We start from the raw sequence: 12,492 nt of genomic DNA on the forward strand, positions 1-12,492 counted from the left end.
GACGACCGCCAACTGTAGGAGCGGGCCACGCCCGCGAACGGCGCCGGCACGGCGCCGCGTGCCTGGGGCACTCACGCATGCCTGATCTGCAGATCCTTGATCACGCACACCGAGGCATCGGTCGCGAGCGTCGTCGCGCTGAAGTCGATCTGGTTGTAGACCCCGCCGTGGAAGTCGAACACGCGCGCCGCCCAGCTGGCGTCGAGCGTCATGGGCGCCACGTTCGAGGTGCGGCCATTGCAGCTGGCCTGCACCGTCAGCGTCAGGCTGGACGTGGCGCGGATCAGGATGTCGAAATCTGCTCCCAGCGGCACATTGTCCAGCACGGTGCTGTTCACCGGCGTCTCCTGGTTGAAGCTCTGGCGAAAGCCCATGGTCAGCTTGCCCTTCTGCCAGAACACCTTGAGCAACGGGCTGTCATCGTCCTTCACGTGCATCTGCGCGATCACCACCTTTTGCGCGGAGTTCACCTGGGTGACGGCCATCAGCTGGCGGTTGACGTGCTCGGTGGCGCTGCTCAGCGCCCAGTAGATGGGCTCCTTCCACTCGCAGCGGGTGCGGTGCACGCTCTTGCTCGCCGCGCCCTGGGTCGGCGCGGTCAGCCGCAGGCTGCCGTCGGGCAAGCGCGTCACCAGCTCGGGATACTGCGCCAGGGCCTGCGGGCCGGGCAGCTCGATGGCGAGGGTGTCGGTGGGCGTCTTGCCGACGGGCAGGGCGATGTTCAGGTTGTCGATGTTCACGGTCATACCAGGCACTCCTGCTGCGGTGGGGGTGCTGGTTTTGACCGGGCAGGGTTTCGCCGCCATCGAAATTTCGGCTGAGCGGTCATGGTGGCCGTTCTGGCAGGACCTTTCGCTGTAGGAGCGAGGGGGACGCCCAGTCCTTGCTCGCGAACCGCATGGCAGCATCGGTGCCGGCAGAAGCGGTTCGCGAGCAAGCTCGCTCCTACAAGGGTGGCACCTGCGCCCTGGCCCTTGGTCAGAGGCGGACGCGCGCCACCGGGCCGTCCATGGACAGTTGCGTCCCATAGGGCTCGGAGAGTGCGGCGAAGCGCTGCAGGATCGCCTCGGCCTGTTCTCCCTCGGCCAGGCGCGGGCGGCCACGGCGGTGTACCGCCTCGCCCAGGCCCAGGCTCACCGGGTGCAGTTCGATGCCGGTGAGGCGGCGGCCGTCGAACTGGCAGACCGGCACCAGGCTTTCCCAGAAGCGCGCATCGGAGGGGAAGCTGCGGGTGTCGTTCCGGGTGCGCTGCAGGAACACCTTCGACGGCGTCTGGTTACGGTCCACGCGGAACTGTTCGTAGCTGTCCGCCGGCAGGCGTTCCACCAGTTCGTTCTGGCCGATGAAGTTGCCCAGGCTGTAGAAGATCGGCTTGCCGTTGTAGATCTCCAGGCCGCGCAGCAGATGCGGGCCGTGGCCGATGACGATGTCGACGCCGGCATCGATCATGCGCCGCGCCACCGGCTGGATGAATTCGGCGGCCACTTCCAGGTTCCATTCCCCGGTCGCGTCGTGGCCCAGTTCGTGGGCGTGGATGCTCAGCACCACCACGTCGGACATCAGCCGCGCTTCCTCGACCCAGCGCAGGATGTCGTCCATGTCCTTTTTGCGCGGCAGGGTGCGCAGGCGTGCGCTTTCGCCCTGGCGGAACAGCAGCGGGGTGAAGGGGCCGAACACCGCCAGCGACGGATCGGGAATCGGGTGGGCGAAGCCCAGGTCCACGGCGCCCTGGTAGAGGCGGTCCAGGCCCAGGCTGGCGATGATGCCGCGCATGGCCTCCATCTGCGCGCCGTCGAGCTGGTGCACGGTGTCGTAGCGCAGCGGGTTGAGGCCGGGGCGGCCGGGCATGTCGCGGGTCTGCTCGCTGGCTTCCTGGCCCTTGCCGAAGGTGGAGGTGCAGGCCAGCAGCGAGACGGTGCCGGCGGGCCTGGTGCAGTACACCGGGCGGCGTGCCTCCTCAAGGTTGCGGCCGGTGCCGGCGAACAGCAGCTCGCGCTTGTGCAGCTGGGCATGGGCGGCGTGCAGGCCGGCGATGCCGTAGTCCAGGCTGTGGTTGTTGGCGGTGGAGAACAGGTCGAAGCCGCCGTCCACCAGCTCGTCGAGCACCCAGGATGGCGCGCCGAAGTGCGAGCCGCCGCTTTCCAGCACGGCATCGCCCTGGAAGTCGTTGGGCAGCACTTCCAGGTTGGTGAAGCTGACGTCCGCGCCGCGCAGCAGGTCGAACAGCGGGCGCAGGGTTTCGTCGTCGCGGCTGTTCAGGCGGCGCTGCAGGATGCTGTCGCCGGTCAACGCAATCTTCATGGTCCACCTCGGGGTCGGGAATCGCTGATGGCGGCGGACTTTAGGCCAATGCGCGGCCCGGGTCGGCTGAATCCTGGGTATCGCGATAGCCGTCGGTTATCGCCCGTAATGCCCCGCCAGCGGCACGATCCCGGTGTTTTCATTCTGGCTATGGGCATCACTTTTTTTCAGAAGTCAGCCTTGCGACAGCGCTCTTACCATGCGACCGCCTCCCGGCCAACGAGCCGCGGAGCAGGGGTGGCACGGCGTGCCGTGCCAGCACGATCCAGGCGGAGATCAGCATGAAAAGAACAATAACCGGCGCCGCAGGCTTCAGGCCGCACGCGCTGGCGCTGGCGACCAGCATGGCCCTTGGCGGGGCATCTTCGGCTCACGCAGTGAGCTTCAACGTGGGGGAAATCGAGGGGCGCTTCGACTCGACGCTGTCCATCGGTGCGAGCTGGGCGATGGACAACCCGGACAAGAAGTTCATCGGCACCCGCAACGGCGGCACGGCGTCCAGCCAGACCTCCGACGACGGCCGGCTGAACTTCAAGAAGGGCGAGACCTTCTCCAAGATCTTCAAGGGCCTGCACGACCTGGAGCTGAAGTACGGCGACAGCGGCCTGTTCGTGCGTGGCAAGTACTGGTACGACTTCGAACTCAAGGACGAGCACCGTCCGCTCTACGACATCGATGACAGCGGCCGCGATACCGCCGCCCAGTCCTCCGGCGCCGAGCTGCTCGACGCGTTCATCTACCACAACTACGAACTGCGCGATTTGCCGGGCACCGTGCGCCTGGGGCGCCAGGTGGTGAGCTGGGGCGAGAGCACCTTCATCCAGAACGGCATCAACTCGATCAACCCGGCGGACGTCGCCGCGTTGCGCCGCCCCGGCTCCGAGGTGAAGGAAGCGCTGATCCCGGTGAGCATGCTGTATTTCAACCAGGGGCTCACCGACACCCTGTCCATGGAGGCCTTCTACCAGCTGGAGTGGGAGAAGACCGTGCCGGACAACTGCGGCACCTTCTTCGGCAGCGACGTGGCAGCCAAGGGCTGCGACATCAACATGGCGGTGAACGGCAGCGACTTCGACCGCGACATCGACGGCACCGGCATCAAGGGCGGCTACGGCTACGTGCCGCGCGGCAAGGACCACGACGCCCGCGACGGCGGCCAGTTCGGCGTGGCGTTGCGCTGGATGGTCAACGACACCGAGTTCTCCGCCTACGCGATGAACTACCACAGCCGCACGCCGACCAGTAACTGGGTAGTGGGCAAGGGCGCGCTGGCCGACCCGGTGGGCGGGCTGATCGGGCAGGGCGGCGTGAGTACCGCGCGCTGGTACCTGGATTACCCCGAAGACATCCGCCTCTACGGCCTGGGCTTCAACACCACCTGGGGCAGCACGGCGGTGCAGGGCGAGATCAGCTACCGACCGAACATGCCGCTGGGCATCAACTCCAGCGACGTCTCCGGCGCCGCCACCCTTGGCTCGGCGGCAACCAACCCGCTGGTCAACGGCGGCCTGCCGATCTTCTCCAGCGGCTGGGCCGACTCGGCCTACGGCTCGCTGATCCAGGGCTACGAGCGCAAGCCGTTCACCCAGGCGCAGATGACCTTCACCAGCACCTTCGACCAGATCGAGCTGATCGGCGCCGAGCGCCTGACCCTGGTGGGCGAGATCGGCTTCAGCCACATCGCCGACCTGGGCTCCACCGACGGCTCCGACCTGCGCTTCGGCCGCAGCAGCGTGTATGGCAACGGTGAGCTGGCCAGCGCCGGCACCTCGGCATTGCTGGGGCTGTCGGGCAACGCGATCTGCCAGAAGGTGGTCAACCCGGCCAACCCCGGGCAGTGCGACGACAAGGGCTTCTACACCCAGAACTCCTGGGGTTACCGCGTGCGCGCGGGCCTGGAATACAACGACCTGATCGGCGGCGTTTCGCTGCGGCCGAACCTGGCGTTCGCCCACGACGTGCAGGGTTACGGCCCGACATTCAACGAGGGTGACAAGTCGGTCAGCGTCGGCCTCGATGCCGAGTACCTGACCCGCTACACCGCCAGCATCAGTTACACCGACTACTTCGGCGGCGATTACAACGTCAACACCGACCGCGACTTCCTCGCCGTCAGCCTGGGCGTCAGCTTCTGATGCCCGCCAGCCCCAGTCCTAGAGGTAAACGCATGAACAACACGCAATGGTTGCAGGCCGGCTGCCTGACGCTGGGCCTGCTCGCCGGGCAGGTCATGGCCGCGGTCGGCGCCGACCAGGCTGCGCGCCTGGGCAATGAACTCACCCCCATTGGCGCCGAGAAGGCGGGCAACGCCGACGGCAGCATCCCGGCCTGGACCGGCGGCCTGGCACCCAACGCCGGCAAGGCCGACGCCGGTGGCTTCCTGGCCGACCCCTATGCCGCGGAAAAGCCGCTGTTCACCATCACCGCGCAGAACGCCCAGCAGTACCAGGACAAGCTCACCCCGGGGCAACTGGCGATGTTCCAGCGCTTCCCCGACACCTACCGTATCCCGGTCTACCCCAGCCATCGCAGCGCCAGCTACCCGCAGGCGGTGATCGACGCGGCGAAGAAGAACGCCACCGCCACCTCGCTGGCCGAAGGCGGCAACGGCCTGACCCACTTCAGCATGACCGTGCCGTTCCCGATCCCGCAGAACGGCCTGGAAGTGATCTGGAACCACGTCACCCGCTACCGTGGCAACGCCATGCTGCGCACCACCGCGCAGATGAACCCGCAGAGCAATGGCGCCTACACCATCAGCTACATGAAGGAGCAGTTCGCCTTCCCGTTCGGGCTCAAGGACTACGACCCGGCGAAGATGGACAACATCCTCTACTACTTCCGCCAGGAAATCCTCTCGCCGCCGCGTCGTGCCGGCAGCGTGATGCTGGTGCTGGAGACCATCGACCAGGTCAAGGAGCCGCGCATGGCCTGGATGTACAACGCCGGTCAGCGCCGCGTGCGCCGCGCCCCGCAGGTGGGCTACGACAGCCCCGGCGCGGAAGGCATGCGTACCTACGACGACTTCGACATGTTCAACGGCGCGCCGGATCGCTACGACTGGAAGCTGGTGGGCAAGAAGGAGCTGTACATCCCCTACAACAGCTTCGCCCTCGACTCGCCGACGCTGAAGTACGACGACATCGTCAAGCCCGGCCACCTGAACCCCGACCACACCCGCTACGAACTGCACCGCGTGTGGCACGTGGTGGCGACCCTGAAGCCGGGCCAGCGGCACATCTACAGCAAGCGTGACCTGTACATCGACGAGGACAGCTGGCAGATCGCCGAGGCCGACGCCTACGACGGCCGTGGCAGCCTCTGGCGCGTGGCCGAGGGCCATGCGCGGCCGTTCTACGACCAGCAGTTCACCTGGCTGACGGCGGAAACCCACTATGACGTGCTGTCCGGCCGCTACACGGTGTCCGGCCTGCGCAACGAGGAGAAGAGCAGCTACGACTTCGCCGTGCAGTCCAGCAGCAACGACTTCACCCCCAACGCCTTGCGCGCTACGGGCATCCGCTGAGGCGGGCTCCAGCGGCGCTCACCGGCGCTCCGATGTGTTTATCAGCGGCCTTCGGGCCGCTTTTTTTCGAGTCGCGCATTCACTGTAGGAGCGGGCCATGCCCGCGATCCGCCGGCAGATCCGGCGCCGTCTTCTGCTCGGGCGTTGATCCTGTATCACTGCTTCGACATGGGTGTTTCTGCGCCGCTTTGGCGTACGCGCGGACTCCCTGTTTCGCCCCCTCGGGCGACCTTCTTTGGCAAACGACCCAAAGAAGGCAAAGGTCTCGCCCCGGACATCCGGTTTTTCGCTCAGGCGAAAAATGCCCTCGCTCCATCGCAGTTCCAGGGGCACGCCGCGGTGGGCCATCCCTGGCCCATCGCGGCTCTCGCGGCATCCATGCCGCTCTACCCCTGGAACTCCGATTCCACTCGGCCTCCTGAACGGGGCATTCGGCGTGTTTGGACATTTCTCTGGAAGACCACAGAGCTAGAGCCAAAGCCAAAGCCAAAGCCGAGGAGGTGGTTGTTGTAGGAGCGAGCTTGCTCGCGAACCGCCCAACACTGAACTCCCCCTGTAGCAGCGGACTTTGTCCGCCATCGCGTGCATGGCACGCTCCTACAGGCAGGGCGCGGTTCGTGTAGGAGCGGGCCATGCCCGCGACCGCGCGTATGGCGCGCTCATGCAGGTCAGCGCTGAAGCTAAGGGTTTTGTAGGAGCGGACCCTGTCCGCGAATCCTCCCAGCCGCACAGCCGTCACAGGAAAACCTCGCAGTAGGATGGCGTAGAGCGCAGCGATACCCATGCTGGCAAAGCGCGAAACTCCCAGGGCGCGCGCCGCCTGAATCACCCCGCAAAAACACCCCAGCGACCCACCAGTCCTCCCGCGTTTACCAACCGTTACCCACGCCGGCCTCGATTTTGCTTTATGTTCCACCCTGTCACCGAACCCGAGCCGACGCCCCCTCCATGAAGTTGCATCAACTACGCGCCATCGTCGCCATCTGTGAGAGCGGCAGCATCCAGGAGGCTTCGCGCCTGCTGCATATTTCCCAACCGGCCCTGTCCAAGAGCATCAAGGAGCTGGAAGCCGAGCTGGGCGTGCCGTTGCTGGTGCGTTCCAACCGCGGGATCACCGCCACCGAATACGGCGAGCGCCTGGTGCGCCGCGCCCGGCTGGTGGTGGAGGAGGTGCGCCGCGCGCGGGATGAGATCGAGACGCTCAAGGGCGCGATGGACGGTCGCGTGGCCATCGGCGTGTCACCCGTGACGCCCAGCCAGCAATTCGCCAGTTGCCTGCTGCGTTACCGCAAGCGCTACCCCAAGGTACAACTGCAGATCAACGAGCTGCGGCCCGCCAAGCTGCTTGAAGGTCTGCGCGAAGGGCAGCTGGACCTGGTGCTCACCTCGCAGCCGTCCTCGCGCAACGTCGACGGTTTCCACTGGCAGGAGCTCTACGCCCAGCCCACCACGCTGGCCGTGCGCAAGGGGCATCCGCTGCGCCACGCGCGTTCGCTGCACGAGCTGCTGGACGAGGAATGGCTGGTGCCCGATTCGCTGGATGTGTCCCTGGCCGGGCAGATGTTCGAGCAATACCAGGTGCGCCATCCCGAGCGCGTCATCGAATGCGCCTCGGTGGTGCTCTACGCGGAGCTGGCGGCCAACACGGATGCGGTGAGCTTCTGGTCGCGGCGGGTGTTCGACCTGCCCATCGTCTCCGGTACCCTGGACGCGCTGGACATCGCCGAAACCGTGCCGGGCACCGACATCTCGCTGGTTTGCCGCCCGCCGGAACTGATGACCCGCGAGGCGCAGACGCTGGTCGACGAGTTGGTCTACGCCTTCAAGGGCCCGCACCTGCGCAAGGCCGATTGAAGGCAGGCGTCGATAACCAGCCTGGATAAGCATGCGCGAAGGTCATTATTCAGCGCCACGCGCGTGGGGCATCCTGCCGGCCACATCAGAACAATGAGCAGGATGCGGCATGAGTCAGCACCCCACCCTTGAACGTCTTTTCGCTTCCCAGGAAACCTTCGTCCGGATTCGCCGGGACCTCCACCAACACCCGGAACTGGGGTTCGAGGAGGCACGCACGGCCTCCATCGTTGCCGGCTACCTGCGCGAATGGGGCTATGACGTCCACGAAGGTGTGGGCGGCACCGGCGTGGTCGGTGTGCTGCGCCAGGGCAACAGCGCGCGCAGCATCGGCATCCGCGCCGACATGGACGCGCTGCCCATCGACGAGGCCAGCGGCGTGCCCTACGCTAGCCAGCACGCCGGCCGCATGCACGCCTGTGGGCACGATGGGCATACCGCCATCCTGCTTTGCGCCGCGCGTGACCTGGCCGAGCGACGCGCCTTCGACGGCACCCTCAACCTGATCTTCCAGCCCGCCGAGGAAACCCTGGGCGGCGCCGTGGCGATGATGGACGACGGCCTGTTCGAGCGCTTCCCCTGCGATGCGGTGTACGCGCTGCACAATGCGCCGGGCCTGCCGGTGGGCTGCTTCCTGACCCGCGAAGGTGCGCTGACGGCATCGTCCGACCGCGTGTCGATCCGCCTGACCGGCGTCGGCGGCCACGGCGCCATGCCGCACCTGGCCAGAGACCCGATCCTCGCCGCCGCCGAACTGGTGCTGGCGCTGCAAAGCATCGTCGCGCGCAACGTGCCGTCCACCGAGGTGGCCGTCGTGACTGTGGGCATGCTCAAGGCGGGGGAGGCGGCCAATGTGATTCCCGAGCACGCCGACCTGCGCCTGAGCGTGCGCGCCACCCGGCCGGAGGTGCGCGAGCTGCTCAAGCGGCGCATCGGCGAGATCACCCGTGGCATCGCCGCCGTGCATGGCATGGAGTTGCAGTTCGACTACGAGGAACTGGTGCCGGTGCTGGTCAACACGCCGGAGGAAACCCGTCTCGCACGCCAGGTGCTGACCGAGCTGGTCGGCCCGCAGCGGCTGCTCTCCGAGATTCCCTCGGGCTTCCTCGGCAGCGAGGATTTCGCCTGGATGCTGGAACGCCGCCCCGGCTGCTACATCGCCCTGGGCAACGGCAACAGTGGCCCCAGCGGCTGCATGGTCCACAACCCCGGCTACGACTTCAACGACGCCGCCATTCCCTTCGGCGCGGCGCTCTGGGTGCGGCTGGTGGAAACCGTCCTGGACATGGGAGCCTGAGCATGACTCGACGCAACGGGGTACTCGTGCTGCTGATGCTGGTCATGGTCATCAGCGTGCTCGACAAGACCATCTTCGCCTTCGCCGGCGCGCAGATCATCGACGAGCTGAAGCTGTCGCCGACCGAGTTCGGCTTCATCGGCAGTGCGTTCTTCTTTCTCTACTCCATCTCCGGCGTACTGGTGGGCTTCCTCGCCAACCGCTTCCCGACGCGCTGGATTCTCGCGGGCATGTCGCTGGTGTGGATGGCCTCGCAACTGCTGGTGGCGCTGTCCAGCGGCTTTGCCGCGCTGGTAGCGGGCCGCCTGCTGCTGGGCGCCGGCACCGGGCCGGGCACGGCGGTGACACAGCATGCCTGCTTCAAGTGGTTCGGCCCGAAGGAGCGCGTGCTGCCGTCGGCGCTGATCCAGGTGTCGATCATGCTCGGCGCGGTCCTTGGCGCACTCAGCCTGCCGCTGGCGATCCAGCACTTCGGCTGGCGAACCGCGTACTTCCTGCTGGCCCTGCTGGGGCTGATCTGGCTGGTGGTCTGGCTCCTCTTCGGCCGTGAAGGACAGCAGACCGAGGCGGAGGGGCCCGGTGCGTCGCTGCGTCTGCCCTACAGCCGCCTGCTGCTCAACCGCAGTTTCGTCTGGATCACCCTCATGGGCTTCCTCAGCTATCTGCCCACCGCGCTGGTGTACAGCTGGGTGCCGGTCTACCTGCAGAAAGGCCAGGGCATGACGCCCATGCAGTCGGGCTATACGGTGATGGTGGTGACGGTCGGGGTGATCCTCGCCAACCTGCTGCTCTCCACGCTCTCGCAGCGGGCGATGCAGCGCGGTGCCTCGGTGCAGCGCGCCATGGTGCTGCCGCCGATGCTCTTCGCGGCGGTCGCTGGCCTGGCCTTCTGCGCACTGACCGTGCTGCACGGCGATCGCCTGGCGATCCTGGTGCTCTACGCCCTGGGCGCGATCCTGGTGAACGTCCTGCCAACCTTCTGCAACACCCTGGTCGCCTACATCGCCCCCAGCGCACAGCGCGGTTCGATGCTGGCGATCCACATCGGCGGCATGACCAGCGCCGGCATGCTCGCGCCGTGGATCGTCGGCCAACTGGTGGAGTGGCGCGGTGGCGATATCGCCCATGGCTTCGAGACCGCCCTCGGCCTGTTCGGCGTGCTCACCGTGGTCTGCGCCGTCCTGGGCTGCCGGATCATCGCCCCCGAGCGCACCCGCCAATCGCTGCAGGGCGAGCACAGCGAAGCGCCGCTGCCGGGCGCCGTCGGCCACGCCTGATCGTCCCCCGAAGGGCCCGTACGTCGGGCCCGGTTTTTTGTCCCAATCATCCGGAGTGGTGATGAACCCGTCTGCCTGTTTTTCCCAGAGCTACGCCGAAGCGCGTGGCAAGTTTCTCGCCGCCTGCCTGTCGGCCAATCTGGTCGTCGAATCCCACCGTCATCCACTGCCCGGCCGCGACGGCGAACCGCTCGCGCTGGATGTGGCACGCAGCGGCCCGCTCGATGCGCGCAACCTGCTGATCATCAGCAGCGGATGCCACGGTGTAGAGGGCTTCTGCGGCTCGGCGGTGCAGGTCGCGCTGCTGCACGATCCGGATTGGCTGGAGCAGTGCGCCAAGGCCGATTGCGCAGTGCTCTACCTGCATGCGGCCAACCCCTACGGCTTCTCCTGGTGGCGGCGCTGGACCCACGAGAACGTCGACCTCAACCGAAATTTCATCGACTTCTCCCAGCCGCGCCAACGCAACCAGGCCTACGCGACGCTCGACCCGATCCTGGTTCCGCGCCGCTGGCCGTCTTTCGCCAGCCACCTGCAACTGCTGCGCTACGCCGTGCGCCATGGCCGCAAGCAACTGCAGGCGGCGATTTCCAGCGGCCAGGACAGCCATCCCAACGGTCTGTTCTACATCGGCGCCAAGCCGACCTGGAGTAACCAGGCGGTGCGCCAGGTGCTGCGCCAGCACGCCCGCGACTGCTCCCGGCTGGGCTGGATCGACGTGCACACCGGCCTGGGACCCAAGGGCCACGGAGAGCGCATCTACGTTGGCGCCAATGACCCGCGGACCCTCGCGCGCACGCGCCGCTGGTGGGGCGCGCAGGTGACGTCCGCCCACGAAGGCGGGTCGGTGTCGGTGCAGTTGCAGGGGCAGATGATCCTCGCCGCGGCCAGCGAGTGCCCGCAGGCTGAGCTGACGGCCATCGCACTGGAATACGGCACGTTGCCGGGACTCAAGGTGCTCAAGGCACTGCGCGCGGACCAGTGGCTGGCGAACAATCCCGGTGTGCCGGCGGACAAGGCCCTGCGCATCCATCGGCAGCTGCGCGATGCCTTCTACGTGGACGAGGACGGCTGGAAGCGCCAGGTGCTCGCGCAGGCCGGCGAAGCCGCGCGCCAGGCCCTCGTCGGGTTGGGCGAGGCGCAGGCAGCGTCGGTGCGCGCGTCCCGCTGAGCGAGCGCCGGGGGCCGTGATTGCCTGGGGCCGCTCAGCGGCCGGGCAACATCGGTGTCAGGTGCAGGATGTTGAGCAGATGCGGAACGCGCAGCGGGTAGCAGGCCTGCAGGCGCACGCGCGCCTCGGAAAGGGACATCTGGCGGGAAAACGAGCGCAGCACGGTCTTGCCCAGGCAGTGACCGTCCTGAAAATGCACGAGGAATTCATTCATGGCGAAGCGACAACGAGGAAACACGCACGAGGTGGCGCACAGGGCGCGAATAATAGCGACTTCGACGCGTTCATCGTTGCCATAAATCATCCTTTGCAGGAACTGTCCGACGGAACGCTCGTTCCGCAACCGGCCGAACCGACGGCCGGCGTCGGAGAAACCTAGAGTCCAGAAGCATGCTCGTAAGAGTAGTCCAGGCGCATGCCGAAGGCGTGCATGAAGAAGGCCTCCAGCTGCAGCTCCAGCGAGCGAGACGTGAGCGACGTCAGGCGCGCGCCCTGGCGGCGCGTCCGGCGGTTCACCGCGGTGAACTCTTCGTGGACGATACCCTGGGCAGCCGGGTCGGCGATCAGGCGATAACAACTGTCGGGGAGGTCGTCGCGCTGGGTGGCGCTGAGGCTGAGTTCGGGATGGCCGTCGGCGTTGGTGATCAGCTCGACGCTGCAGCGCAGACCTCGGTCGCGGGCGAAGCGCGAGGCCTCTTCGAAGGCCGGCAGGGCCTTCTGCAGGACCTGGATTTCGAAGGCGAGGAGGAATTGCTCGTCGAATTCGACGTCCTGGGTATTCCGGGGTGCCTGGTTCAACATCGCCGGCATCTCCTGTGTCGATGAAACGAGAAAACTTTCGAAAGCGACCGTCGGGATCGCCCAAGTTTCGTCATCGCGGCATTGCAGGCACAACGCTCACACAGTCAGCCGGCAACGCCATTTGCCTGAACGAAACGCCATCTCACAAGAAGCATGACAAGACTGTCAACGTGCATTCGTGCATAAGCACTGCACGTGGCAATAGCCAAGCGTGCGATCGAGGAAAGGCGCCAGCGGCGGGGCGCGGCCGCTGGCGAGAGGGAAG

At 66.6% G+C, this 12,492-nt stretch carries 10 protein-coding genes; 6 read left to right on the forward strand and 4 right to left on the reverse strand.

All coding sequences use genetic code 11. From position 1 onward, the window contains the following. Positions 1–71 precede the first annotated feature (71 nt). Positions 72–746 carry a polysaccharide lyase family 7 protein gene (locus ACNFIA_RS09630; protein ID WP_416784385.1) on the reverse strand — a complete coding sequence of 225 codons (675 nt, stop codon included), beginning with the start codon at positions 744–746 and terminating at the stop codon, positions 72–74. Between the two features lie 232 nt (positions 747–978). Next, positions 979–2,301, reverse strand: coding sequence for a CapA family protein (locus ACNFIA_RS09635; protein ID WP_416784387.1), 1,323 nt, complete (start codon positions 2,299–2,301; stop codon positions 979–981). Between the two features lie 281 nt (positions 2,302–2,582). Between ACNFIA_RS09635 and ACNFIA_RS09640 the strand changes: the two genes are divergently transcribed. From ACNFIA_RS09640 to ACNFIA_RS09665, 6 genes are all read left to right on the forward strand, one after another. Then, a complete protein-coding gene (locus tag ACNFIA_RS09640) occupies positions 2,583–4,436 on the forward strand; it encodes a DUF1302 domain-containing protein (protein ID WP_416784389.1) in 1,854 nt (617 codons plus the stop codon). Between the two features lie 32 nt (positions 4,437–4,468). Next, positions 4,469–5,827 (forward strand): DUF1329 domain-containing protein, encoded by a 1,359-nt coding sequence (locus ACNFIA_RS09645; protein WP_259755344.1) that lies wholly within the window; start codon positions 4,469–4,471, stop codon positions 5,825–5,827. A 948-nt stretch (positions 5,828–6,775) separates the two neighbouring features. Continuing rightward, complete coding sequence (locus ACNFIA_RS09650; protein ID WP_416784391.1) at positions 6,776–7,681, forward strand: LysR family transcriptional regulator; 906 nt, start codon at positions 6,776–6,778, stop codon at positions 7,679–7,681. A 109-nt stretch (positions 7,682–7,790) separates the two neighbouring features. Next, positions 7,791–8,978 (forward strand): M20 aminoacylase family protein, encoded by a 1,188-nt coding sequence (locus ACNFIA_RS09655; protein ID WP_416784393.1) that lies wholly within the window; start codon positions 7,791–7,793, stop codon positions 8,976–8,978. A gap of 2 nt (positions 8,979–8,980) precedes the next feature. Beyond that, positions 8,981–10,255 carry an MFS transporter gene (locus tag ACNFIA_RS09660; protein ID WP_416784395.1) on the forward strand — a complete coding sequence of 425 codons (1,275 nt, stop codon included), beginning with the start codon at positions 8,981–8,983 and terminating at the stop codon, positions 10,253–10,255. Positions 10,256–10,316: 61 nt separating this feature from the next. Further along, complete coding sequence (locus ACNFIA_RS09665; RefSeq protein WP_416784397.1) at positions 10,317–11,426, forward strand: M14 family metallopeptidase; 1,110 nt, start codon at positions 10,317–10,319, stop codon at positions 11,424–11,426. A gap of 34 nt (positions 11,427–11,460) precedes the next feature. Here ACNFIA_RS09665 and ACNFIA_RS09670 read toward each other — a convergent pair whose 3' ends face one another. Both ACNFIA_RS09670 and ACNFIA_RS09675 read right to left on the reverse strand, forming a co-directional pair. Then, the gene (locus tag ACNFIA_RS09670; protein ID WP_259755338.1) at positions 11,461–11,640 is read right to left on the reverse strand and encodes a hypothetical protein; all 180 of its coding nucleotides are present in this window, start codon (positions 11,638–11,640) and stop codon (positions 11,461–11,463) included. Between the two features lie 161 nt (positions 11,641–11,801). After that, a complete protein-coding gene (locus ACNFIA_RS09675; RefSeq protein ID WP_416784399.1) occupies positions 11,802–12,227 on the reverse strand; it encodes a hypothetical protein in 426 nt (141 codons plus the stop codon). Between the last annotated feature and the right edge of the window lie 265 nt (positions 12,228–12,492).

Source organism: Pseudomonas sp. NY15437 (assembly GCF_048068435.1).
Classification (GTDB): Bacteria; Pseudomonadota; Gammaproteobacteria; order Pseudomonadales; family Pseudomonadaceae; genus Pseudomonas; species Pseudomonas nitroreducens_B.